The sequence below is a fragment of the Flavobacteriales bacterium genome, assembly GCA_025210805.1.
In the GTDB taxonomy this organism is placed as follows: Bacteria; Bacteroidota; Bacteroidia; order Flavobacteriales; family CAJXXR01; genus JAOAQX01.
In genome coordinates, this window is the sequence record JAOAQX010000011.1 from 26,090 (window position 1) to 51,371 (window position 25,282).

Genomic DNA, 25,282 nt, shown 5'->3' on the forward strand with positions numbered 1-25,282 from the left:
TTGCCTTGAAGCAAAAAAAGAAACAAAAAAAGTTCAAGACTTATTTTTAAGAATCACAAAAACCTTTGTAAAACTTAAGTGCAACCCCTGGATCTCCAGAAGCCTCTGGAGCTAAGGGGTTTTACTAAAGTTTTACCGTGATTTCCGTAATCCTTAAAAATAGGTCGATTTTAAAATTACCTATTCGATACTTTATAAAACTCAAATAACATATTGAAATCAAGTATTAAAATTAATCCCTTACATCGAACTTACGTTAAACTAGAATATTTGGATGGGAGTCCATTTTCTTATCAAGATCTTAAAACCAAAACGTATATCGTGTCATTTTGGGCGACTTACTGCTCTCCGTGTATTGAGAAATTTCCTTTACTCAATGAGATTGCTCAAAGCAATGAATCTTTAGAAATAATCATGATTTCAGATGAAAAAACAGACTTATTAAAAACATTCTTGCAGCATCGAGAAGATATTTCCGAACTCCATTTTTTAAAACATCAAGGAAAAAATGCGGATATTGGAATAAATTTACTTCCCACTACCCTATTTGTGGAGAATGGAATACACAAAATAATATCCAATAAAGACTTGGAAAGTTTTTTGGAGTAAAAAAAACATAAATACTTTAATAATGAAACAGCTTTCTTTACTACTAAGCCTCATAACACTCTTTAGTTGTACAAGATCAGAAAGTGAATTATCTAAAGTTTCTAAACATTTCACGGCATACCAAAGAAATGAGAAACGACAATTATTTGAAGACATTCAAGAATCTTTACAAGGAAAAAGAATTTTGTTATTAGGCGAAACTGGACATGGAGACGGTTCAGCCTTCGAATTAAAGTCAGAGATTGTGGACTATTTAAATAAACATGATAATTGGGAAATACTTGCACTAGAAGGTGGATCATTATTTAGTTTATACCTTGCAGACAATAACTTACCTATTCATAAAAAAATTGGTGTTCCCACGTTAGAACAAAGCTGGTTCTATATTTGGTCTAATAGCAACGAAGTTTCTCAATTAAAAGAAATAGCTAAAAACCAATCGATGAATATTCTTGGTATAGAACCCATATTTGATTTCTATTCAGCAGCATACTTCTATCCATTTATTATAAAAAACGTGGAGATTTCTCCAGATTACAAGAAGAGATTGAAAGCTCTTCGCAAAATACAAACACAATTGTTTAAATCTACTAAAAACAAATCTTTGGTTAGTATAGATGAGTTAATAGATTTTGAAAAAGGAATTAATAATCTTAAAGACTCTGTAATTACATGGGATATTGCTCATCAAGCCATGATACTTCAGCAAATTTCGAATATTGAATCTAATCTACCCAAATACAAAAACTATATTCTAAATCAATATACTTTCGAAAACGAAAGCATAGCCATTGAAAAAAGAGATGCTCAAATGTTCTCAAATCTAGAATGGATTCTAGAGCAGTATCCGAATAAAAAGATTATCATTTGGGGAGCCAATTTCCATATCACAAAAGATATCAGTGAATTTGAATACAACAAACCTGAAGACAAAAACTGGTATCAGCGAGCCCAATTATTCGGTATGTATGTCAATCAAAAATATGGTAATGAATCTTTTTCTCTCGGTCTGATAAAAGGAGAAGGAACTAGTGGCACAGTATTTAGGAGTCAAGTTGATACATTCTCTGCAAATGAAACTAGTTTAGAATATGAGCTTCTCAAAAACAAAAGCATGTACTATGGATTACTGAATACCTCAACACTTTCTTTGCCCTATAAAAATATGGAAATAGAATCCTCCGTATTGGGCACTAAAAAAGGAAAGTTATTTAAAGGATTTGATGGCATACTTTTCCAAAGAAATATGAAAGCTGCAACCAATCAGCAAAAAAATAGACAATAAACGAAGATCTATCACCAAATGAAACATCTCAAAACGGTGTTATTTATCCATAGTTTTTTTTAGAAGTATTCCGTTGTAGAACATCCCCCTTCAAAGCCCTTCAAAGGGGGCTTACAATAGTACTCTACAAACCTTTCATCAAAGCTTCCAAACGTTTTACTCGTTCTTCCAAACTTTCCTCTGCCACTTCGGCTTGCTCCTGAGCTATAGATATACTCAAAACAGCATTTATATAAACGGCATCATCTCTTAGTTCTTTCGAAAAAGTCAATTCATCTTCCGCATTTAAATACAAACAAGCCGTGCTATCATCGTTCTGATGATAAGTACAAAAAAGCCAATCTCCAGACTGAAACTGCCCGAGAGAAGCTTCTAGCTTCAAAACAAAATCAAAAGGAAAATGAGCAAAAGGGAAAACCATTTTTTTAGATTGCTCGATGCTCTCCTGCCAATCCGAAATGGAAATTCCATGTAATAAATTGGAAAAAAGCACGGGGGCTTCATTCTCTACCGAAATGGAAGATAGTCCATGCACCAATAAATCGTCGGTAATATTGGACAACTGATTAATAGTTACTTCCTGTGTCAACAAAATATCGATAGAAATGCCAAAATGATTAGCAATACGTATCACCGTATCAATTTTCGGCATCGAACGATCTTCCTCATAAGCACCCAAAGTAGGTCTTTTGAGGTCAAAAAGCTCGGCAAAAGCCAATTGACTAAGATTTTTGGCCTTTCTAATTTTCTTTATGTTCTTACCAAAAGTTGACATTTTGCTAATTTTATTTGCATAATTAAAAAATAGTTGTATATTTGAGCTATCAATATGAGCAAAGATAGTTTTATTTTAAATAAAAATGCACAAAAAGCTCATAAAAGTAGAATTATAAACGCAAATAATATTTGCATAAACAAAAAAAAATAACGAAATGATACTTACTACGACTCCTTCTATTGAAGGTAAACACATTGTACAATACCATGGGATAGTGACGGGCGAAACCATCATTGGAGCCAATATATTCAAAGATTTCTTCGCCTCGATCCGAGATGTAGTTGGAGGAAGAAGCGGCTCTTATGAAAAAGTTTTGAGAGAAGCAAAAGACACTGCACTCAAAGAAATGGAAGAATTGGCAAGACAATTAGGTGCCAATGCTGTAGTGGGTATAGACCTCGACTACGAAACTGTTGGAAATGGTGGTGGAATGCTGATGGTCACGGCAAGTGGAACAGCCGTTTCTATAAGATAAACGGAAAACAGAATAGTGAGTTTGACGAATAATTGAAACTAATTTATAAAGCTGTATTAATTAACCTAATTGAGCATACTCAGATTAATTATCACTACTGAACAAAGAATAATTTCTGAATTATATTAAACTAAATTTTTTCCCCACAAACTCACTTTATTACCATGAGTTCTCGATACAATTTTTGATTCCATTGCATTCCATCAAAAACCACTCGAACTGACAAATCGAGATACAATTTTTGACTCCACTGCATTCCATCAAAAACCACTTCCCGATGGGTCTCCCGAGATTATCGGGACTGAACTGACAGGGTTGTATCGAGTATGTCACTTCAAGTGATTTCTTTGGAGAGAAACGGAAAAGAAATTGTATCGAGAACACACACAACAAAAATTGATTTAATTTTCTGTAAATTGAACTTTAAATCATACAAAATAACTACTTTAACAAAAATTTTTTAACCGAAATATGAAAAGCAATAGCTTCTTAAAAGTAAAAAATTACCTCCTTGATTTGAAATACGATATTTCTTATCAAAATGAAAAAGATGGAATTCTGATGATACAGAATGAACCAGAGGGAATCAAAAATCTGCTCATAGGATTAGCAGATCCTATTTTGATTATGGAACAATACCTCTGTACCATTCCTAGCCCTACGGCAGAAATCTATTCAGAATTGCTCAAAAAAAACCGAGACATGGTACATGGCGCCTTCGTGTTGGATGAATCTAAAACGAAGCTGATTTTTAGAGATACACTTCAGTTAGAAAATTTGGATCAAAACGAACTCGAAGCCTCCATCAACTCATTAAGTCTCCTACTAAGCGAGTATTCCAATGAGATACTCAAGTATTCATCAAAAAAATAAAAGATTATGAATTTTTTTAAACGACTTTTCAAAATCGGGCAAGCAGAAGCCAACTCTGCCGTTGATAAAATGGAAGACCCGATAAAAATGACGGAACAAGGTATCCGTGATATGAAAGAAGAATTGGCAAAAAGCCTAGAAGCTCTTGCTGAAGTAAAAGCTACGACAATAAGAGCCCATAAGGACTACGAAAGTTACCTTGCCAAAGCCGAGGAATACCAAACCAAAGCCTTACTCCTGCTCAAAAAAGCACAACAAGGCGAAATGGAAATGGCTGAAGCCGAAAATTTGGCTACTCAATCCTTAGTAAAAAAGGAACAGCAAACAGAACATGCCGAAGGTGCCAAAACAGAACATACCAAACTTTCGCAATCTGTTTCTAATTTGGAAGGAAATATCAGCGAGCTAAGAAGCACCATCGAAAAATGGGAAAATGAACTCAAAACGCTTAAAGCTCGTGTAAAAGTAAGTAGTGCAACCAAAAAAATCAACAAAGAAATGGCAAGAATCGATCAAGATTCTACTGTTGAAATGTTAGAACGCATGAAAGAAAAAGTAGCTCAGGAAGAAGCCATGGCAGAAGCTTATGGTGACATTGCCGAAAAAGGAAAATCGATTGATAAAAAAATTGATAAAGCCATTGATACGCAAAAAGAATCGGCAAAAACTGAACTAGAAAAACTAAAAGATCAGTTAGGAATGACGGAAAATGAATAAGTTTACTGTTCAATAGTAAATTTTCCACAAAACAATACCTTAAAACAAAGTAATAAAGATGATCGATATTTTATTCTCCCCAGTCAATATGACGCTCACCATTTTACTGATAATTCTAATTTTATATTGGGTGATCTCTATGCTTACGGGAACGGACTGGGATGTGGATGTAGATATCGACGTTGACGTAGATATTGATATAGATATTGATGCCGATATTAATCATCAAATTCCCACACAAGATTTTGAGTTTGGAGAACTTTCCAATACTGAGATTAACAAGGAAGATATTTTGTCCAAAAGACTTCCCAGAAAGCTCAAATGGTGGCAAATAGTACTCATTCATTTCAATTTTGTGGGACTTCCTTTTATGTTCACTTTTACCTGTTGGATTTTCTTCTGGTGGTTTACCACGCTTTTATCCACCTATATCACGGGGAGTTATGACAATTCCTTTGGATTCATTCTTTTCTTTATTCTGTTGATTCCTTCTTTGTATCTCACAAAATTGTTCACCATTCCTTTTAAAGCATTTTTTAAAAACATCAACAAAGATGGTGACCAAGCCATCAATTTTGAAGGTAGGCTTGGACATATCAAATCGAGTATTTCGGGAGAAAAACTCGGCACGGCAGAACTCATCATTGAAGGCAACCCTTATATATTGAATGTAAAAGCATTCGAAGGACAGAAGATTGAATACGGACAACAAATTTTGGTCATTATTCAAGATTCCTCCAAAACTTTTTATTTAGTAAAACCATATTCCAATTAATTAAACCTTAAAAATAACACTATGACAGATGAAATTTTATCCATTGTAGGAATAGGAGTAGGAGTCATACTCTTTTTGGTGATTGTATATTTCGCCATTATCGCCATGTTCTACCGAAAAATCCCACAAGGAAAAGCCTTGGTGAGAACAGGTTTCGGGGGAACCAAAGTAGCTACGGACAAAGGACTTTATGTAGTTCCCGTATTCCACAAAGTAGAAATCATGGATATTTCGGTAAAAAAGATTGATATCGAACGTATTTCGTCGGATGGTCTTTTGTGTAAAGACAACCTGAGAGCGGATATCAAAGTAGCCTTTTTTGTAAGAGTAAACAATGAAGTGGAGCATATCAAAAAGGTAGCTCAAACCATTGGGTGTACCCGTGCCTCAAGCCATGCTACTTTAGAAGCACTTTTTGAAGCCAAGTTCTCGGAAGCCTTAAAAACAGTAGGAAAAAAATTCGATTTTATTGAACTTTACGAAGCTCGTAGAGAGTTTAGAGACGAAATTATCAATATTATCGGAACCGATCTAAATGGATATATTTTAGATGATTGTGCCATCGATTATTTAGAACAAACTTCTATCGGACATCTAAAACCTGATAATATTTTGGATGCCGAGGGAATCAAAAAGATTACCGAGTTAACGGCTATTCAAAACAAAAAAGCCAATTTGATCAAAAGAGATGAAGAAAAAGTCATCCGCAAGCAAGATGTTGAAGCTCGTGAAGCTATTTTGGAACTCGACAAACAACTGGCTGAAAAAGAAGAACAACAGGCTCGTGAAATTGCCAATATTAAAGCTAGAGAACAAGCTGAAATAGACAAGGTAGCTTCAGAAGAAAGGCTTAAAGCAGAAAATGCTCGAATTGCATCGGATGAGAAAATTGCTATTGCCGAAGAAAACAAAGATCGCCAAATCATTGTAGCTCAAAAAAACAAAGAACGTACAGACGCTGTCGAGACCGAAAGAGTGGAAAAAGACCGTGCTTTGGAAGCTACCGAAAGAGAACGCATAGTTACACTCGCTCAGATCGAGAAGGAAAAAGTAGTGGAAGTAGAAAAGAAAAATATCCAAGACGTAATCCGAGATCGTGTGGCGCTTGAAAAAGGAGTTGTAGAAGAACAAGAAAACATCAAAGACCTGGAAGCTTTTAAGGAAGCCGAAAGAGAAAAACAAGTAGCGATTACCCATGCAGAAAAAGCTGCCGAGGAAAATATGATTCAGCAAATAAAAGTAGCTGAGGCCGAAAAAGAAGCTTCGAAACAAAAAGCAGAACAACTGCAAATAGAAGCTCAGGCACAAAAAGATGCTGCCGTAAAAGAAGCAGATGCCCGTAAAACCATTGCCGAAGCGAGAGCCAAAGAAGAAGCTGCCATTGGTATTTCGGAAGCTCAAGTAATGCATGCCAAAGCAGAAGCCAGCGAAAGACAAGGATTTGTGGAAGCCAATGTAACAGAAAAACAAGCCTTAGCGGAAGCTATCGGAATTAAAGCCAAAGCCGATGCACTCAAGGAACAAGGTCTTGCAGAAGCAGAAGTGATTCGTCAAAAAGGAGAATCGGAGGCCGATATCATCAAACAAAAAGCCTTTGCAGAAGCCGTAGGAATAGACGAAAAAGCAGAAGCCATGAAGAAATTTGATGGTGTAGGTAGAGAACACGAAGAATTTAAACTGAAACTGGATAAAGAACTTCAAGTGGACTTGGCACAAATTAATATTCAAAAAGAAATTGCTGATGCACAAGCTATGGTAATTGCCGAAGCCCTAAAAGCTGCTAATATTGATATTGTAGGTGGAGAGACCATGTTCTTTGACCAGATTATCGGGCAAGTAACTAGAGCCAAAGGATTCGATCGTTTGGTAGCACATTCTGAAACCGTAACCGATGTAAAAGACGCTATTTTAGGTTCTGATGACGTAAAAGGAAATCTTTTAGAAAAAGTACGAGATATGGCAATCAAATACGGAGTCTCTTCAGAAGATCTTAAAAACCTAAGTATTGCCCAGCTTATTTTTAAACTGCAAAGCGAAGCTTCTTCTGATGAAAAACAAGGAATCAGTGGATTATTAGGATTAGCGAAAGCTTTAGGTTTGGACCAAAATAAATTGTCCTAAGCAAGAGAAATAGTTTAGTTTTTTCAACAAAATGGAGTTGTACCAAAAGTGATACATTGCTTTTGGTACACAAAACTCCTATCAGGAATTTTATCAATAAAAAGGATGTTTACTATCATCATATACAGCATATTGTCAGGATTATTTTCCTATTTTCTCTATATGCTTTTTAGCTCCAAGAATATTGGATGGAATGCAGATACTCTGCTCCCCATCTTAATTATGAGTGCGGTAAGCGTTTTGATGATCAGCCTTTTGTTTTCACAAGAATACCTACTTACAGATCAAACTTCTACCGAAACTAAAAAGCCCGTATTTATGGAGCGCATTGATTCTATTTCGTATATAAGTTCGAAAAAAGATTCAGCACTTCTCCCAACAGATTCCACTATTTCGGAAGCTTATCATCCGTCTTTTGACAAGCTCTTTATCACTCCAAGACGAGCCCATTTTTTTACACAAGAAATCATCAAAAGTCAGATTAAATAAACCTACCCCACACTAGAAATACAATAATATATGAGCCTAGAAACTGGTACATACGAAATCATACAAGGAAGATTAGAAAAGCAAAAAAAAGATCTATTAGAAAGACTGGAAAAGCTCAATAATTCCAGAAAAGAAGTCTTTGGTGCTGTAGATCTAAAAATTATTGCCAATAAAAGGATCAATACGGATAATAATTGTATTGCTCGAGATATTATTTCTTTTGGAAATACCTGTCTTTTGGGGTATAATGTACATATAGGTCTGCGATCGCAAATTAAACTTTCCGATGTTTTTTCTGCCTACCAATTTGAGAATGGAAATTTTAAAGCCATTGATTTAACACTCATTAATGATGAGGCTTTTATTAATGATTTCGAGAACCTATACAAATACTATCGAGATACTATTTTTGCTCGTTTTGCCATTATTGGGAATTATGTCCACATGGTTTTTCAGATTTCGGATAAAATTCATGATATAAAAACCTTCAAATGGCTCTTGAATGACAATCAATTGCGTTATATCGATAATCGATCTGATTTTGAATATGGTTTTCCAAACCAACATGAATTTGAATGGAAAAAACCAGTAAGAGAAATGCACCGATACGGTACACATGCCCATGTTTCTATTCTAGATAAAGTATTTGTAGAAACCATTGGTGGCGATCTTACGATAAAGATAGAAGACAATACCGACATTGGACAAGGGATCTTTTCGGAACCTGTAGAATTTCAAGATCAAACCCTAGATGATGCCGAGTATTTCTATGCAGATTTAGGTAATCTGATTATCCTAAAAATTAAACCCTACCAAGAAGATTTTCGATATTTTGTGTATAACCACAAAGTACAAGAAGTCTATAAAATAGACAGCATCAAAGATGCAACTGTTTTGCTTCCCGAAAATCAAGGAATTTTATTTCCAAACGGTTATTATCTTCAAACTGGAACTTACAAACTCTTTGAAAAAAGCATTGAGCAGGTTAAGTTCTTAAAACGACTTGCAGCTCCCAATGGAGAGGATTTTATCTTTGTATTCTACGAAGAAGCCAAAGGGGATTTTGTTTTGATATTTTATAATATTATCGATCAAGAAATAAAAACACCCATTATTTGCAACGGATACACCGTTTTTCCCGATGGAGAACTTTCTTATTTTAAAGCCGAAGAAGACGCTACCAAACACCATGTAATCCAAATTTGGCAAACGCCATTTACCAAGAAAACACTCGTTCAATCGGAACATTCAGATCGTTTGATTTATAAAATTGGGAATAAAGACCTTGTAAAAGCCATGGCAGAAAGTAGGGAACTCATTGGCTTGCTCAATAAAGAGGATTCTTACGATGGGCTTTATGATGATATTGCCAAGCTTTCTGGAGATATAGTTGATTCCTACTATTGGATACATGAGCCCGAAACCGCACAATTATCGGTTCCTTTATCAGAAATTCAAAACACGGCAAATACTGCCATAGACGAGTTTGAAAAAGTCATTCAACTCAAAAAACAGGCAAAAGAAAAAACCGACGCACTTTCTCAAGAAGCCAAACAACTTTTTGATGAAATAAAACACGCACGTTTTCAAGATATTCAGGAATTCGTGGAAGTTTTAGCTAATCTGAGATTACTCAGAGGAAATACAATTGGACTCAAAGATATTCGCTACACCGAAAATGCCTTTATTGAAGCGCTAGAAAACGAAATCGTTGAAAAAACAGGACATATTTCTACTCGCTGTGTAGATTTCTTGATGAATGCGGAAGCCTTGCTTCCTTACACCCAAGCCGTAAAAGAAAAAGAGGCAAATATTGAAGCCGTCAAAAAAGTAATTGATGGGAAAAAGCTTCACGAAGAATTGGAAAAAATTAGTGCAGATCTAGAACTTCTCATTGATATTGTGAATAATTTGGAAATTGAAGATACGGCACATTCTACGCAAATAATAGATGGTATTTCGGTCATTTTTGCGGAACTCAACCGTGTAAAAGCCTCCTTAAAAAGAAGACTTTCTAATCTTGGGACTGCCGAAGCTCAAGCAGATTTTACGGCACAAATAAAACTTTTTGATCAGTCTGTGCTCAATGCTTTGGATCTTTCACAAACACCCGAAAAATGTGATGAATACCTCACTAAACTATCAGTTCAACTAGAAGAAATAGAAGGGAAATTTGCCGAATATGACGAATTTGTCAACCATATTTTAGAAAAAAGAGAAGAAATTTATTCGGCATTCGAAACCCGAAAAAATGCCTTAATTGAAAAACGCAACAAAAGATCTCTGACACTTTCCAACTCGGCAGATAGAATCTTGAAAGGCGTACGTAAGAAGGCCCAAACCTTTAGAACTGCCGAAGAAATACACGCTTACTTTGCTGCCGATATTATGGTTGCCAAAATCCATGATATCATCCAAAACCTCAACGATCTGGAAGATTCTGGAAAAGCAGAACAAATTGCTTCCAAATTAAAGATAAGCAAAGAAGAAAGTCTCAGAAAACTTAAAGATAAACTAGAATTATACGAAGAAGGTGATCATATCATCCGTTTTGGAAATCATCGTTTTGGGGTGAATCAACAACCGTTAGATTTAAGTATTGTAGAGCAAGATCACCAACTATTTTTTCATCTTTCTGGTTCAGACTTTTATGAGCAGGTGAAAGACGAAAATATCCGAAATCACCAATCTCTTTGGAATGCGGAATATGTTTCGGAAAACACACATGTTTACCGCAGTGAGTATTTAGCTTTTCAAATGCTAAAAAAATATACTTCGGAACAATTACTCAAACCAGATTTTCTAAAAAAAATCATCAAAGAATATACTTCAAAACACTATACCGAAGGATATACCAAAGGTGTGCACGATAGTGATGCCGAAACTTTAGTAACTGCCTTAGCGCAGATTCAACAGAGTATGGGATTGTTAAAATTCTCTCCTGAAATAAGAGGTAAAGCCTTATGGTTTTGGAAGAGTTTGAATCCTCAAAAACATCAAAGTTGGCAAGAAAAAATATCCGCTGCTCAGCAAGTGCTCCAACTGTTCCCAAAATCGGAAAATTTCACTTTTCTAATTGATGAGCTAGAAGAAGCTGTAGCTCATTTCTATTCTGACTGGAAAGGATGGAAAACAACAGAGAACCGAACCATTGCCTTATATCTTTTTGAGGAGTTTCAAAAAGAAGACTCAATCATAATCAGCCGAAAGGCAGAAAAAATCTATCAAGAATTTATAGCGCATCTCCAAAACAATCAAGCAAAAAGCACTTTTACTAAGCGTATAGAAAAGATGGAAAACTTGGAAGAGAAAGTTGCCTACTGCCAATATTGGTTATCGGCTTTCATACAAAATAGCCAAGACCCAGATACACTCTTCTATATTTATGAAATTATCGCTCTAATTCTCTTCGATTTTTCTTCATTTACCCATGTCAATACAACTGAAACGCTAAAAGAAATTGCTCTCATTGGAGCACATCCTTCGATAAAAAACGGGAGCTACACCTTAAATTATCATAGCTTCTTTGACAAACTCACCCGTTTTGAACAAGAATATATTCCGCAGTTTTTAGCTTTTAAAAATGCTAAACAAACCCTTTTACAAGAGAAAAAAGCGAGTTTAAAACTAAATGAATTTAAACCCAAAGTTTTGGCTTCGTTTGTTAGAAATAAACTTATAGACCAAGTATATCTTCCACTTTTTGGGAGCAATCTTGCCAAACAACTAGGTACCGTTGGCGACAACAAAAGAGTGGATCGGATGGGAATGCTCTTACTCATCTCTCCGCCTGGATACGGAAAAACGACCCTGATGGAATATATTGCCAACCGTATGGGGATGACTTTTATGAAAATAAACGGACCCGCCATTGGGCATGAAGTTACTTCAGTGGATCCAATGTCTGCCAACAACTCGGCCGCCAGAGAAGAGCTCAAAAAACTTAATCTCGCCTTTGAAATGGGAAATAATGTGATGCTTTACCTAGACGATATTCAGCATTGCAACCCAGAATTTTTACAAAAATTTATTTCCCTTGCCGACGGACAAAGAAAAATAGAAGGAGTCTATAATGGTCAACCTAAGACTTATGATTTTAGGGAGAAAAAATTCTGTATCATCATGGCAGGAAATCCTTATACCGAAAGTGGAGAAAAATTTCAAATTCCCGATATGCTCACCAACCGATCAGACATTTATAATCTGGGAGACATTATCGGAGAATCGGCACAGTTGTTTGAACTAAGTATGGTAGAAAATGCTTTGAGCTCAAATACTATTCTAAGGAATCTGAGTACACAAAGCATGGACGATCTGTACGAAATCATCCATTTTATTGAAGGAAACAAACAAGGAACCTTAAACCTAAAGGGCAACCACAGTAAGAGTGATATAGAAACCTATGTAGCTACCTTAGAAAAACTATTGAAGATAAGAGATATTGTTCTCCAAGTAAACAAAACCTATATCGAATCGGCTTCTATGGATGATGCTTACCGTACCGAACCTTCTTTTAAACTCCAAGGGTCTTACCGAGACATGAATAAACTAGCCGAGAAAATACTCCCCATCATGAATGCTAAAGAATTAGAAATATTAGTCAATACGCATTATGAAAATGAATCTCAAACTTTAACCTCTGCCTCAGAAGCCAATTTATTAAAGTATAAAGAACTCACGAAACAACTCACAGAAGATGAAATAGAAAGGTGGAAAAGCATCAAGCAAACGTTTAAAGAAAATCAATCGACTCAATCGGATAGTTATATGCAATCACTTTTGGAAGAATTGGCAAAATTGACCGATGGTTTAGATGGGATAAAAGGTGTGCTGGGAAAAAGATAATTCCTAAACAAGCAATGTTTTCAGAAAGATAAATTTATTTTTGCACCACACGGGAAGGTTATCGCTTTTTGGCTTTGAGCCAAAAAGAGGAAAGTCCGGACTGCACAGAGCACCATACTTCCTAACGGGAAGGCTTCAGGAAACTGGAGACAGCTAGTGTTACAGAAAACAACCGCCAATTCTGTTGGTAAGGGTGAAAAGGTGAGGTAAGAGCTCACCAGTGCATTATGCAAATAGTGTAGCTGAACAAACCTTATGGGCAGAAAGATCATGTAAACCGAAGCTTTGTAGCAATACAAAAAAAGTCTGCTCGGCTGATTCGGAGGGTAGATCGATGGATTCCAAAAGTGATTTTGGAACTAGAGAAATGATAATCTAGATACAGAATCCGGCTTATTACCCGTGTATTTTTTATAAACAAAGACAATTGAAAATGAAAAAATATAGAATTCTAACTTTCGTGATTCTTATTTTAACAGCGGTCGTTATCGCTACAGGTTGGCATTTTTATAATCAAATCTTCAGAGCCACTGTTTCCACCTCAAAAGTAATTTATATCCCTAAAGGTGCCCATGTGGGAAAAGTGATTGAATTACTCGAAGGAGAAGAGATTATCAACAATCCTGAATTTTTTAAATTTTTAGCGGAAACTAAAAAATTCACAGACAATAGAGTGGTTGGGGGAAGATATGAATTTAAGAAAGGAAGCTCTCTCAATGACATCATTAATAAATTAAGAATAGGAGAAAGAACTCCGATAAAACTTAAATTTAACGAAGTCAAAGATATTTATGAAATTGCTTCGGAGATCGCTGCACAAATGGAACTAGATTCTACGGAATTTATTGATGCTATTACTGATATAGATTTTCTTCAAAAAAATAATTTGACCCAAGAACAACTTCCCGCTATTTTTATACCCAATACTTATGAAGTATATTGGAACCAAAGTGCCAAAACTATTAGAGATCGTTTGCTAAAAGAATATCATCATTTTTGGAATGAAAAAAGATTAGCAAAAGCTAAAAAACTTAAACTTACCCCAATAGAGATTACCACTCTGGCATCTATTGTAAAGAAAGAAACTTATGTGAAATCGGAGTTTAGAACTGTTGCAGGATTATACTATAACAGAATCCGAAAAGGAATGCTTTTACAATCTGACCCGACCGTCATTTTTGCAATACAGCAAAAAAATCCTGGTAAAAGAATAAAGCGAGTGCTTTACAAAGATTTGAAAATAAACTCGCCTTATAATACGTATTTAAACCCAGGGCTTCCTCCTGGGCCTATTGCTATTCCTAATAGCGTGATTATAGATGCCGTTTTAAGACTTGAACGCCATAACTATATCTATATGTGTGCAAAACCTACACTTGATGGATCTCATAACTTTGCAATCTCCAGTTCCGAGCATTCTAAGAATGCCGCTGCTTACAGAAAAGCATTGGATGAAAGACGTGTTTTGAGATAAAAGAGGCTTACTATTTACAAATAGTCTTTTGCTCAACGATAAGGGCAATTCCACCACCGCTGTATTTATCTAAATTGATATGTGCCTTTGTTTGAAATGTCGTATCTCTATGAATACTTTCTCCTCCACTTGGTAAATTAGGACCACAAAGTTCCCCTATATGAAAAGTATCAATTTTTGTTTTAAACAAAGGATTTGTTTTAAATTCATACGATGGAATTTTTGACAAACTTGGGATATTGTGATAATATGTTTTTCGCTGCCTTTCACAGTCTTGACACTTATCGCAAGAAACAAGAGAAAGACTGAGTCCAACAAATGCAATGATATAAGAAAGTTTCATAAATGGTATTTTAAAAGTCCAATTTATTAAATTCTTGAATTATTTGGCGTATAATTAGTAAAATTTGTTGATAAACTTTACTTTTGTTATCCATTATTCTTAAAGACAGCCCATGAGCGAAGAGCTGAGAGAGCGAGAGGACAATTTCAAATTCATTCAAGAATTTGGCAAGAAAAACCAGGAAGACCGAATCATATTTAGTCTAAAGAGAAAACAATTGATTAGAGTAATCATTGGTGCTTTTGCATTGATTTTTATTCTCATCAGCTTATTGTATTTTCTTACCCCTATGAAACAACTCATCCCAGGATTTCCTGATAAAAAAATGTATCGTAATTTGTATGAAGTACAGTTTACAATAGACAGTTTAAAAAACATCAATAGAATTAATCAGCAATATTTTGAGAATATCAATGCCATTGCTTCAGGAGAAATTAATTCAATAATGCCTCAAGAGCAATCTGATAGCATCAAACTAGGAGATCCTAATGTAAAGAAAAATGAGCTAAAACTACGCAAAAGAGTAGAACAAGAAGAAGCACATAATACCTTGGATATTGAAACTAAAAACAACCTAAATTACAGTTTCCTGAAACCGATAGAAGGAATCGTAACAGAACGTTTCAACCCTAGTACACAACATTTTGGAATAGACATAGTGGCTACAGAGAATGCTCCCATAAAAGCTATTCAAGGAGGGACGGTCGTTTTTTCTGGCTGGACAAGCGAAGATGGATACGTTATCTTTATTCAACATTCTGAAAATTTACTGAGTATCTACAAACACAATTCTAGCTTATTAAAATCTATTGGAGAAAATGTATTACCTGGGGAAGTCATTGCATTAATTGGGAATACAGGAGAACTAAGCCAAGGAATTCATTTACATATAGAGCTTTGGCAAAATGGTTATCCTATTGACCCCGAAAAGTTGATTAATTATTAATATTGAGTTAAAATTATATACCACTGACATAAAATCCTTTTTTAATATTTTTTCTAGCATTTTTGATATTTATTCGCATAAACTGATAGGTAAATAAATGCTAAAAATGAATCAAAATAACTCCATATACAAAACTCATAATCATCAAAATAAATTATCTAATTTTAAAAATATTCTTGATAAAGTACGATAAATAAAAGGTGCTAATAATCACATTAAGACCTAGTTTATCTGAAGCAAAACACAAATCACACTACAAAATTTAATATTTTTTTATTACGTTTGCACGCACAAACAAAAAAACTCGCACAAAATGACCCACTACTCAAAAGTGATAATGGCTATTGCCTTATCATTATTTTCCTATAAGCTTACAGCTCAGTATGGAATAGGAACTCTCACTCCAGATGCTTCAGCTATAGTTGATGTAAGCAGTACTACCAAAGGTTTTTTACCTCCTAGACTTTACAAAGGCGTTATAAACAATATCCAATCCCCTGCAGAAGGACTTACAGCATATTGTATCAATTGTTGTACAGGTGGAACTCTCACCTTTTATAATGGAGATAAATGGGTTTATTTGAGAGAAGATTGTATGTCTGATGTAGATGGGGATCATATTAGTGATCAAACAGATATTGATGCTGATAACGACGGCATTATTGACACTAATGAAACTGCCAATATTGCTTTCTTTGAGGATCCATTTGGATCTGCCTCATCCCTATCTGGAGGATGTGCTCGAGCACCACTTAGTGCTCCAAATTATTCGGGAATTAGTTATGCAGGAACTGGTAACGTTACTGACGGACATTATGCCCTTATAAACAAGACTTCCTGCGGAGCTCCATTCTGGCCATCATCACCTATTCAAAGTGATAATTCATCTTCAGGAAATAATGGTTATTTTATACTCGTAAATGCACCAAACAACGGAAATGAAGTTGTTTATGGAAGGGAAATAACCAATATCCCACATAATTCTACTTTGAATGTTAGCCTATTCATTGCCAATATTGCACCTAATCTAGTAGATAAACCAGACCTGAAGTTTCGATTCGTTAAGACAAATGGAGTTGTCCTAGATAGTGTAAACACTGGTGATATCACCAACGGGAATTGGCAAAAATACACTTTGAAGCTTGATACAAAGACAGATGACACACTTAATTTCGAAATCGTAAACAACTGTGCTTGTGGGCAGGCTGGTAATGACTTTGCCATTGATGATTTAGAGATTCGTATCAAATATGGAGATTTAGATGGAGATAATATTCCAGACAACCGAGATCAAGACTCGGATGGAGATGGTATTCCAGACATAATAGAAGCTCAAGGACATCCTTTTAATTTACCAACAGGCAATGACTCAGATGGAGATGGACTGGATGATGCTTACGAAACTGCGGGAATTATTAATCCACCAAATACTGATGCAGCTAGTGAAAATAGCTCAGGAACTTACCCAAATTATTTAGATACAGACTCTGACAATGATGGAATTTCTGATACTCAAGAAGCTGGTCTTACCTTGACAGGCAATGACTCAGATGGAGATGGACTAGATGATGCGGTAGATAATACAGTGGGGCCAGATAATCCCTATGGAATATTCCAAAATTACACTTTTCCAGACTCAGACAGCGATGGAACACCAGATTATATAGACAACAACTAAACACAAGGAACTGTACTTTGCATGGTTGTACGAGGCTTTTCAAAGTACGTTTTAACTCTGTTCAGTTGATTCCTAAAAAAGCTACCAAAATCGGTAGCTTTTTTTGGGACAATTACAAAATGGATCTACCTCATTTAAGTTTGTCTGTTTTTTGATAAGATTGTATCTTCGCACGAGAAAACTAATACAATATGAAAAAGAACGGTTGGGTACTTTCTTTTATCCTTATTATTAAACTTATTATTGTTTTATCAATATTCAATAAGCCTTATAATTTTCAAGAAGCCGAAAAAGTTACCATTAGTGTAGCAAAAGGGATGTCTGATGTTCGAGATATCAAACCTTGGGTACTTCCAGAAGAATTTCAAATTGATCATAAACCAATCAATAAACCCTTCTTTCGTAGTACAGATTGGGATCATTTTAATACGATTGATCAAGTTATAAAAGCTAATGCACTAGATGGCGGTAATGCCATTGGTTATAATATCATCATCCATTATTGGGTCAATTTGTTTGGGGTACAAGGAAAATCTTTACACTTTTTCCACCTAATTTTTATTCTACTCGGAATTATTTATTCTATAAAAATAGCGAAACTATTCACTTCAAACCCTTGGATTATTGGTCTATTGGTTGTTTTACTCACTTTTAATCCTTTCAACCAGTATCACGAGTTTAATCTCCGTGCCTATAATATTGTGATCACTTTTGTGATTATGCAATTATTCTATTTTTTTAGGATGATTAAGAACAAGGATCATGTGCTTTGGAAAGATTTTATTGCCTTTTTGATATTAGCGATTTTAATGGTCTTTAGCCATTATTTGAGTTTAGGAATTATCGGTTTACAAATGGCTGTTCTACTCTTTTATTTCTTCAAAAATAAAACTTTTGTAATCGCCAATATTGTCTCGGGAATCGTACTTCTATTTTCATTTTCTCTGTGGTTTTCTTATGTAGGGAAAACTTCAGGAGGCTTGGGCGAAATGTATGTTACCTACAAGCTTATTAACACCTTTATGCCCGATAATGATTTCTTTTTTAAGTACGTTACTTTAAAAGATCTTATCATGTCTGTACCTCAAAATCTCTTATACTTTTTTGGGATAGGACTACAAGATTTTGAAGGTTTTAGATATCGTCATTTCTTTATTTTCTTTTTACCCTTTGCATATACTTTATTTTTAAGCTATAAAAACAGAAATAAAAACAGTATTTTTCTTTGGATCACTTTGGGCTTTTTGGTTTTAATTCAAATATTTATGTTGGCTTTAGCAGTCTATCAAAATGCTTGTTCTACTCTAAAACCTATTTATCAAGTTATTTTTTATCCTTTGGGTCCATTAGTTCTTTTCTTTATTGTACTCCATCTTCAAAAACTCAAAAAACTCAACCAAATAATTTTGTTAGCCATTCCTTTGGGTTCTATGGTTTACTTCACTTATTTAGTGAATACAAAAAAGTTTAAACCCAGAACTGCTACATTAGAATTAAATGAGTTGATTCAAGAAATAAGCCCTCAATTAAATAGCAAGGATACCATTCTGTATTCAAATTGGGATGATGCTCATTTTGCAAATTTCTTTATTTCAAACAATCAAGTTGTCCAAAAGGTGGACACAAGATTAAGCGCTCACAATAAATTGTTGATACGTTCCTCTGAAGGGGAAATGGAATATAACTATATCCCTGCTCCAAAATCATTTGAAAATATGGTAGATAAAGATTGGATGAATAAAATCAGGAAAGAGAATCCCCATTTAAGAGATTAATGCCAAATGATATTCGAAAAAAGGATTAGAGATGGTATTATTTACCAAAAATCCACCAAGCGTCTCTTAGCTTATTTATAGATCCGTTGAGCATGCCTTGTTGATACACAAAAGGAACCACAAAACGCATAGGATAAAGGTCTTTGGGCGACTGAAACGCTGAATTCGCAAAAATATTTTGATCTAATTTAGGGAGTTTCTTTGCAAAAGATTTTACCAGTTTTTCTAGAGCTTTATTGTTTGTATAGAGTATTTGATAATCACTGATTCTTGCCTGATTATTCAGTTGGATTTCTAGTAGTACGATTGCCCTATCTTTTGTATCGCCAAACTTCACTCTCCTACCCTTAAAGTAGGTATAGCAAAATTCTTTATATTTTTTTTCTAATTTCTTTCTTACTGTTTTCTTGAAAAAAGGAATAAAATTTTGATCTTCTCCTGTATAAAATTCACTTTCGACTGGGTATCTTGTCTTCAAAATTTTTCCATCATAAATATAGTTAGGATCTCTATAAAGTCCTTCCCAAAGTATGGAATCCTGAGATTGTCCTAAAGTCAAAGTAGTTTTTTTGTTATCAAAGTCATAAAGAGAATTAATGGTGTGTTTCTTTTGAGAAGTATAGATTTTTTGCTGTTTAAGATCCTCAGGGATCGGATAAACTAAATACCAATCTAGAAGACTATTACTAGGTTTTCTCATGGTGGGTAAGAATTGTATTTTTTGGTATTTATTTCTTTTTTTCAAATAGTTTGTTTGCGTATTATTGAGCTGAAAAATTTTCGTTTGCTCCTTTTTTACAACTCCTTTTTTATCCAGAAAAACAAGCTTTACCTCTTGAGCATCAATAGATTTTATTTTTAATTGATATTTATAATTCTGAAGCTTAGAATATATTTCACCAAACTCATCTATCCACAAATTCATCTTAGAGTCTTTGGCATACAAGAGCTGTATTTTTTCCAATAGATATTTTATACCCGCCCTCTTTAATTCTTTTTCAGAGAAGTATTCTTGATAATTAGATTCTTGAATATAATTAGCAATGGTTGTTTTTCTCAACTCTCCTTTATGCGTTTTTTTCAATAGTCTAATTTCGTGCTTTTTATCTTTTATGATCCATCTTTGCCTAAGCTCTGTTCTGTCTTTATAATAATAATAGGGTGCTTCATAAATAGTGATATTTTCAAGACTGTAATGCTCTCTTGCCACCATAGCCATTTTTGTTTTAAACAAACCCCTTGTACCTTTTATTCCGTTTAGCAAAAACCAATCGGGATTAGAAAATTTGATATTTCTTAGGGAAGTGGTGGGAATTTTCTTTTTCTTTTTAGGATCATAAATCTCATTTTCTAACAAGCGAACACAAATAGCCCTTTTTTTGCCATCTAAAAACTCCAAATGCACTGGCGTACATATTTTTGAGTTATATGTATTTAGAGCAAAATCATAGTGATACACCTCAGTTGAATCCCAAATTACTGGGTAGGAGGCAATATCAAAATGAATATTCTGAGCCGTGATATTCAGACTCAAAAACAATAGTACGATTAAGTAGTAAATCCTATAAACTAACACTTCTATAAATTCAAAATAGTGAGTAATTTAAGAAATATTCAAGAGTTTGAACACTATTTTCTATGAAAACTCCCTTAATAGCGATTTTCTGCTTGAATCGATTCTTTCAACTGGTATTATTTTTGTTGTAATATCCCAATAAATAACTGATCTTATGAAAAATACATTGATAATAATCTTTTCATTTGGAATTTTAATTTCCTGCAATTCTTTTTACACTCAGTACACAGGAGATAAAAGAATGGATACAAAAAAAATGAATTTCCCTACACGGCCTCAGGAAAAAGAAATTCAAGTATTTTATCCTGAACTCAAAAATCTACCAAAAGAAGACTATTACCTTGTTATGGAAATGAAGACATCCTGCTGTCAAAATAACCAAGCAAAAATAAATCGTTTAAAAAGTATTGCTGCCCAAAATGGTTTAGATGCCATAATAATCACAGGTACGACAACAATAAATGGCTCTTATGAAAAAAGCCAAACAACTTTGCTAGATGTCCTCTCGAATTCAGATACACCTCCTCCCACAGTTCATCATTACACCGATGAAGTCCCTCATGCTAAAGGAATTAAATTCAGATCGAATATTGGACAACAAAAGCTGATTAAATCATATACATTATTTGAAAAGAAGAAAAACGAGCGTAGCTTCATTGAAACTCTTTATCCAATAAACAATCAAATGCCTTTTTCTAAACAGCCAGTACTCTATGATCTTAAAATAAACTCATTGGATTTCCTTGTTGAAGATACCTCCAGAAGGTGGTTCTACCTAAAAGAAAATAGTCAAGAGAAAAGATTCTGTGAAAAGCCTGAAAAATTAAAATTTGAAATCTTTCGTGATGATCAAAATCGTGTTGTAGAACTAAAAGGAAGAAAAAAGTTTCATGTAACAGTCCTCTACAAAGCAGATGGAAACATTCAACAAAAAGTAATTTTCAGAAATCGCATTCGCTATACAGAAAACTATGAATACCATCATAGTGGTCTCTTAAAAAAAATCAAAATCCATGAAGAGTATCTTGATAATGATGAAGAGAAAGAAGCGAATTTTGAATTGGATATTGAATATTACCAAGACAATTCTGATTATACAGAATTCACGAATCTTTTGATTTCTGTGGAAAATTAATACCATTTATGGTGTTAATTTACTCATAGGTATAATGCCGATACATTGCTAAAAGCCAGCTATGAACGCAGTGAAATTGGACTTCACCTTTTTGTCTAATGCCGATATATTGGTAAAAATCAATTACGAACGAAGTGAAGTAAGTGATTATTTAACAAATAATCGGTATAAGTGGGTAATTTTAGCCAGTAATCGGTATAAGTGATTTGTAGAACAAAAAAATCCCCAAAATAAAATATTAATTTGGGGATATAAAAGTGATCTTGAAGCGTTTATTATACCATTTGTGGCGTTAATTTACCCTTAGGTATATGCCGATACATTACTAAAAATCAATTATGAATGAAATAAGAGCGTAACTTTAGTAAGTAATCGGTACTACTCTTCTAATTTATTTTTGTTTGCTTCACTAATAGTCTGTGCTGCACTAAAAGATGTTACCATATTCGTTAACATATCTGAAGCTGCTGTTGGAGAATTTGGAAGTAAAATCAAATTAGAATTTGTACTTTCTCCTACTGCTTGTAGCGTATCATAGTGTTGGGTAATTACAATAAGTGCTGAGGCTTCTTGGGAATTAATCCCTACTCCATTTAGCACCTCTACAGACTCTTCAAGACCTCTTGCTATTTCACGTCTTTGGTCTGCAATACCCTGTCCTTGTAATTTTTTACTTTCGGCTTCTGCCTTAGCTTTTGCTACTATTCTAATTCTTTCTGCTTCTGCTTCATACTCTGCTGCCAATTTTTCTCTTTCGGCTGCATTAATACGGTTCATGGCTTCTTTTACAGACAAATCTGGCTCGATATCCGTCACCAGTGTTTTGATGATATCATAACCGTATTCTCTCATAGCTTCTTTAAGCTCATTTTTTACGGCAATGGCTATATCATCTTTTCTTTCGAAAACATCGTCAATTTTCATTTTAGGAACTTCGGCTCTAACGGTATCAAATACATAAGAAGTGATCTGAGAACCTGGGTTTTCTAGCTTATAAAATGCTTCAAAAACTTTATCTGCCAATACTTGGAACTGTACAGATACTTGGAGAATAACGAATACATCATCTTTGGTCTTCGTTTCAATCCTTACATCCAACTGTTGAATTCTCATACTGAGTGTTCCTGCTTTTCTATCGATCAATGGAATTTTCATTTGAAGTCCTGAACGGCGAACAGATACAAATTTTCCGAAACGTTCTATAATTACGGCTGTTTGTTGTTTTACCACAAAAAATGCAGCAAAAAACAAAATCAAAACTATAGGGAGTAAAATAAATAATCCTGGGGTCATATTTCTATATTTTTTGGTTAATAATATTTGTAACGAATATACTAAAAAGCCCGTAAGAATTTCTTACAGGCTTCGTTAATTATCTTTAACAATTCTGTTAATTTCCGTTCATTGAAAGGATAAACTGATCATTATCTTGTGTAGATTCTATTTTGTCTTTAAAAAACTCCATCGCTTCCAAAGCATTCATATCTGCCATATATTTTCTCAAAATCCACATTTTTTGGGTTACATTGTCTCCCAATAATAGGTTTTCTTTTCTTGTTCCTGAGCTCATCAAATCAATTGCAGGATAGGTTCTTCTTTGGGCAATTTTTCTATCTAATTGCATTTCCATATTTCCTGTTCCCTTGAATTCTTCAAAGATGATATCATCCATTTTTGAACCTGTATCTACTAAAGCCGTTGCGATAATTGTTAGAGAACCTCCATCTTCAATATTTCTTGCAGCTCCAAAGAATCTTTTCGGTTTATGAAGTGCATTGGCATCAATACCTCCTGAAAGGATTTTCCCTGAGGCTGGAGAAACGGTATTATAAGCTCTTGCCAAACGTGTAATAGAATCTAAAAGAATCACAACATCATGACCACATTCTACCATTCTCTTAGCTTTTTCGAGCACAATATTGGCAACTTTCACGTGCTTTTCTGCAGGTTCATCAAAGGTAGAAGCTACTACTTCACCTTTAACGGTTCTTGCCATATCTGTTACCTCTTCAGGTCTTTCATCTATCAACAATACAATCATATAAGCTTCAGGATGATTGGCTGCAATAGCATTTGCCACTTCTTTTAACAAGGTGGTTTTACCTGTTTTTGGTTGAGCTACAATCATTCCTCTTTGCCCTTTCCCTATTGGGGAGAATAGGTCGATGATTCTTGTTGCTGTTGTTGATTTTTTGCTAATTATGTCAAACTTTTCGTTTGGGAAAAGTGGAGTAAGGTGTTCAAATGGTACACGATCTCGGATATATGCAGGATCTTGTCCATTGATTTTTTCAACTTTTACAAGTGGGAAATATCTTTCTCCTTCTTTTGGCGGTCTAATAGTTCCTCTAACGGTATCTCCTGTTTTTAGTCCAAACAGTTTTATTTGAGATTGAGAAACATAAATATCATCTGGTGAATTCAGGTAATTATAATCTGCTGATCTTAGGAATCCATATCCATCAGGGATCAGTTCCAATACTCCTTCGCTCACGATTTCTCCAAGAAAATCATATTGCTCTTTTTGGCGTTTCTGATTTTTATTTCTTAGGTTTTTGTTATTATTTCTAGAGTCTTGTTGTCTATTACTACTTACAGGGTTAGGCTCTCTTTTTGTTGGATTCTGACTGCGTTGTTCACTTGATTGCTCTTCATTCACATGCTGGTTTTTCGTCCTTGGAGTCGCCCGATTTTTACGATTGTTTAATCGTGGTTTTCTTTCTTCACGCTCTGTTTTCTCTTCCGCAGTGTCCTTTTTTAAAGAAGCGGCTTCCATTCTTGCCAAAATTTCAGGATTTATATTGGAAGAAATCCTTGGTTTTGGTTTTTTATTTGGCTTGGCAGGCTTTGTTTCTGGGGCTTTTTCAGCTTCCTTAGCTGGGGCTTTTTTCGCCTCAACAATTTTTTCAGGACTTTTTCTTTCCCTTTTTACTTTTGGCTCCTTGCTTTTCACAGGTGCTTTTTCATTTTTTGAATCTTTCATTTCAACTTTAATCTCCTCTTTTTTGGGAGTAGGTTTTGGAGCTTTTGGAGCTTCTTTTTTCTCATCAGAAGTATTTGCTTCTAACTTCTTAAAAAGTTCTTTAGCGATTTTGGGCTCAGCAGCTTGCTGATCTAATATTTGATATATCAGTTCTTGTTTTTTAAACTGACGGTATTTCGAAATTTTCATTTCTTTAGCAATCTGTTGCAAATCAGGCAACAATTTGCTTTTTAAAAGCATGATATCGTACATTGAGAATAAAAGTAAGGTCTAAATAAAAGTCTGGGTTAGATATTTAAGATTTTTTGTAAGAGTCCACCAAATTGAGAAAATAATTTGGTTTCAAAAGGCATGTAGCTGAAAATCAATCTTCGATTTTCTATCCTTCTAATGCAATGATACATT

19 protein-coding genes and 1 other RNA gene are annotated in these 25,282 nt (G+C 34.5%); 15 read left to right on the forward strand and 5 right to left on the reverse strand.

What is annotated here, in order from left to right; all coding sequences use genetic code 11:
- Window positions 1–213 precede the first annotated feature (213 nt).
- A complete protein-coding gene (locus tag N4A45_05670) occupies window positions 214–609 on the forward strand; it encodes a TlpA family protein disulfide reductase (protein ID MCT4664703.1) in 396 nt (131 codons plus the stop codon).
- 22 nt (window positions 610–631) lie between these two features.
- On the forward strand, window positions 632–1,894 hold the full coding sequence (locus N4A45_05675; GenBank protein MCT4664704.1) for an erythromycin esterase family protein: 1,263 nt from the start codon (window positions 632–634) through the stop codon (window positions 1,892–1,894).
- 124 nt (window positions 1,895–2,018) lie between these two features.
- Here N4A45_05675 and N4A45_05680 read toward each other — a convergent pair whose 3' ends face one another.
- Window positions 2,019–2,669, reverse strand: coding sequence for a helix-turn-helix domain-containing protein (locus N4A45_05680; protein MCT4664705.1), 651 nt, complete (start codon window positions 2,667–2,669; stop codon window positions 2,019–2,021).
- A gap of 157 nt (window positions 2,670–2,826) precedes the next feature.
- On the opposite strand from N4A45_05680, the gene N4A45_05685 reads away from it, so the two are divergent.
- The 9 genes from N4A45_05685 (at window position 2,827) to mltG (ending at window position 14,441) form a co-directional block, all read left to right on the forward strand.
- The gene (locus N4A45_05685; GenBank protein MCT4664706.1) at window positions 2,827–3,147 is read left to right on the forward strand and encodes a heavy metal-binding domain-containing protein; all 321 of its coding nucleotides are present in this window, start codon (window positions 2,827–2,829) and stop codon (window positions 3,145–3,147) included.
- A 471-nt stretch (window positions 3,148–3,618) separates the two neighbouring features.
- A complete protein-coding gene (locus N4A45_05690; GenBank protein MCT4664707.1) occupies window positions 3,619–4,020 on the forward strand; it encodes a YbjN domain-containing protein in 402 nt (133 codons plus the stop codon).
- Between the two features lie 6 nt (window positions 4,021–4,026).
- Window positions 4,027–4,737: a PspA/IM30 family protein gene (locus N4A45_05695; GenBank protein MCT4664708.1), complete on the forward strand. Its 711-nt coding sequence runs from the start codon at window positions 4,027–4,029 to the stop codon at window positions 4,735–4,737.
- A 58-nt stretch (window positions 4,738–4,795) separates the two neighbouring features.
- Window positions 4,796–5,512: a hypothetical protein gene (locus N4A45_05700; protein MCT4664709.1), complete on the forward strand. Its 717-nt coding sequence runs from the start codon at window positions 4,796–4,798 to the stop codon at window positions 5,510–5,512.
- 21 nt (window positions 5,513–5,533) lie between these two features.
- Window positions 5,534–7,633 (forward strand): flotillin family protein, encoded by a 2,100-nt coding sequence (locus tag N4A45_05705; GenBank protein MCT4664710.1) that lies wholly within the window; start codon window positions 5,534–5,536, stop codon window positions 7,631–7,633.
- Window positions 7,634–7,738: 105 nt separating this feature from the next.
- Complete coding sequence (locus tag N4A45_05710; protein ID MCT4664711.1) at window positions 7,739–8,122, forward strand: hypothetical protein; 384 nt, start codon at window positions 7,739–7,741, stop codon at window positions 8,120–8,122.
- 30 nt (window positions 8,123–8,152) lie between these two features.
- Window positions 8,153–12,967 carry a DNA repair ATPase gene (locus N4A45_05715; protein MCT4664712.1) on the forward strand — a complete coding sequence of 1,605 codons (4,815 nt, stop codon included), beginning with the start codon at window positions 8,153–8,155 and terminating at the stop codon, window positions 12,965–12,967.
- A 45-nt stretch (window positions 12,968–13,012) separates the two neighbouring features.
- An RNA gene (gene rnpB / locus N4A45_05720) (RNase P RNA component class A) lies at window positions 13,013–13,379 on the forward strand.
- Between the two features lie 21 nt (window positions 13,380–13,400).
- Window positions 13,401–14,441 carry an endolytic transglycosylase MltG gene (gene mltG / locus N4A45_05725; GenBank protein ID MCT4664713.1) on the forward strand — a complete coding sequence of 347 codons (1,041 nt, stop codon included), beginning with the start codon at window positions 13,401–13,403 and terminating at the stop codon, window positions 14,439–14,441.
- Window positions 14,442–14,451: 10 nt separating this feature from the next.
- Here the strand turns inward: mltG and N4A45_05730 are convergent, their stop codons facing one another.
- Window positions 14,452–14,784, reverse strand: coding sequence for a hypothetical protein (locus tag N4A45_05730; GenBank protein ID MCT4664714.1), 333 nt, complete (start codon window positions 14,782–14,784; stop codon window positions 14,452–14,454).
- A 112-nt stretch (window positions 14,785–14,896) separates the two neighbouring features.
- Here N4A45_05730 and N4A45_05735 point away from each other — a divergent pair, with 112 nt between their 5' ends.
- The 3 genes from N4A45_05735 to N4A45_05745 all read left to right on the forward strand — a co-directional run bounded on the left by N4A45_05735 (window position 14,897) and on the right by N4A45_05745 (window position 19,183).
- Window positions 14,897–15,730 (forward strand): M23 family metallopeptidase, encoded by an 834-nt coding sequence (locus N4A45_05735; GenBank protein MCT4664715.1) that lies wholly within the window; start codon window positions 14,897–14,899, stop codon window positions 15,728–15,730.
- 313 nt (window positions 15,731–16,043) lie between these two features.
- Window positions 16,044–17,408 carry a hypothetical protein gene (locus tag N4A45_05740; GenBank protein MCT4664716.1) on the forward strand — a complete coding sequence of 455 codons (1,365 nt, stop codon included), beginning with the start codon at window positions 16,044–16,046 and terminating at the stop codon, window positions 17,406–17,408.
- Window positions 17,409–17,599: 191 nt separating this feature from the next.
- Window positions 17,600–19,183 carry a hypothetical protein gene (locus N4A45_05745; GenBank protein MCT4664717.1) on the forward strand — a complete coding sequence of 528 codons (1,584 nt, stop codon included), beginning with the start codon at window positions 17,600–17,602 and terminating at the stop codon, window positions 19,181–19,183.
- 37 nt (window positions 19,184–19,220) lie between these two features.
- Here N4A45_05745 and N4A45_05750 read toward each other — a convergent pair whose 3' ends face one another.
- Window positions 19,221–20,717, reverse strand: coding sequence for a hypothetical protein (locus N4A45_05750; GenBank protein MCT4664718.1), 1,497 nt, complete (start codon window positions 20,715–20,717; stop codon window positions 19,221–19,223).
- 196 nt (window positions 20,718–20,913) lie between these two features.
- Here N4A45_05750 and N4A45_05755 point away from each other — a divergent pair, with 196 nt between their 5' ends.
- Window positions 20,914–21,894 carry a hypothetical protein gene (locus N4A45_05755; GenBank protein MCT4664719.1) on the forward strand — a complete coding sequence of 327 codons (981 nt, stop codon included), beginning with the start codon at window positions 20,914–20,916 and terminating at the stop codon, window positions 21,892–21,894.
- A 378-nt stretch (window positions 21,895–22,272) separates the two neighbouring features.
- Here the strand turns inward: N4A45_05755 and N4A45_05760 are convergent, their stop codons facing one another.
- Together N4A45_05760 and rho are read right to left on the reverse strand one after the other, a co-directional pair.
- Complete coding sequence (locus N4A45_05760) at window positions 22,273–23,187, reverse strand: SPFH domain-containing protein (protein ID MCT4664720.1); 915 nt, start codon at window positions 23,185–23,187, stop codon at window positions 22,273–22,275.
- A 97-nt stretch (window positions 23,188–23,284) separates the two neighbouring features.
- Window positions 23,285–25,129, reverse strand: a complete 1,845-nt coding sequence (gene rho, locus N4A45_05765; protein MCT4664721.1) for a transcription termination factor Rho — start codon at window positions 25,127–25,129, stop codon at window positions 23,285–23,287.
- Window positions 25,130–25,282: the final 153 nt, after the last annotated feature.

Bases quoted from the DNA above. Each gene is read 5' to 3' on its own strand.
- N4A45_05680 (MCT4664705.1), bottom strand. From the start codon at position 2,669: ATGTCAACTTTTGGTAAGAACATAAAGAAAATTAGAAAGGCCAAAAAT.
- N4A45_05700 (MCT4664709.1), top strand. From the start codon at position 4,796: ATGATCGATATTTTATTCTCCCCAGTCAATATGACGCTCACCATTTTA.
- N4A45_05695 (MCT4664708.1), top strand. From the start codon at position 4,027: ATGAATTTTTTTAAACGACTTTTCAAAATCGGGCAAGCAGAAGCCAAC.
- N4A45_05710 (MCT4664711.1), top strand. From the start codon at position 7,739: ATGTTTACTATCATCATATACAGCATATTGTCAGGATTATTTTCCTAT.
- N4A45_05705 (MCT4664710.1), top strand. From the start codon at position 5,534: ATGACAGATGAAATTTTATCCATTGTAGGAATAGGAGTAGGAGTCATA.
- N4A45_05675 (MCT4664704.1), top strand. From the start codon at position 632: ATGAAACAGCTTTCTTTACTACTAAGCCTCATAACACTCTTTAGTTGT.
- N4A45_05690 (MCT4664707.1), top strand. From the start codon at position 3,619: ATGAAAAGCAATAGCTTCTTAAAAGTAAAAAATTACCTCCTTGATTTG.
- N4A45_05685 (MCT4664706.1), top strand. From the start codon at position 2,827: ATGATACTTACTACGACTCCTTCTATTGAAGGTAAACACATTGTACAA.
- N4A45_05730 (MCT4664714.1), bottom strand. From the start codon at position 14,784: ATGAAACTTTCTTATATCATTGCATTTGTTGGACTCAGTCTTTCTCTT.
- N4A45_05755 (MCT4664719.1), top strand. From the start codon at position 20,914: ATGAAAAATACATTGATAATAATCTTTTCATTTGGAATTTTAATTTCC.
- mltG (MCT4664713.1), top strand. From the start codon at position 13,401: ATGAAAAAATATAGAATTCTAACTTTCGTGATTCTTATTTTAACAGCG.
- N4A45_05715 (MCT4664712.1), top strand. From the start codon at position 8,153: ATGAGCCTAGAAACTGGTACATACGAAATCATACAAGGAAGATTAGAA.
- N4A45_05760 (MCT4664720.1), bottom strand. From the start codon at position 23,187: ATGACCCCAGGATTATTTATTTTACTCCCTATAGTTTTGATTTTGTTT.
- N4A45_05735 (MCT4664715.1), top strand. From the start codon at position 14,897: ATGAGCGAAGAGCTGAGAGAGCGAGAGGACAATTTCAAATTCATTCAA.
- N4A45_05745 (MCT4664717.1), top strand. From the start codon at position 17,600: ATGAAAAAGAACGGTTGGGTACTTTCTTTTATCCTTATTATTAAACTT.
- rho (MCT4664721.1), bottom strand. From the start codon at position 25,129: ATGTACGATATCATGCTTTTAAAAAGCAAATTGTTGCCTGATTTGCAA.
- N4A45_05740 (MCT4664716.1), top strand. From the start codon at position 16,044: ATGACCCACTACTCAAAAGTGATAATGGCTATTGCCTTATCATTATTT.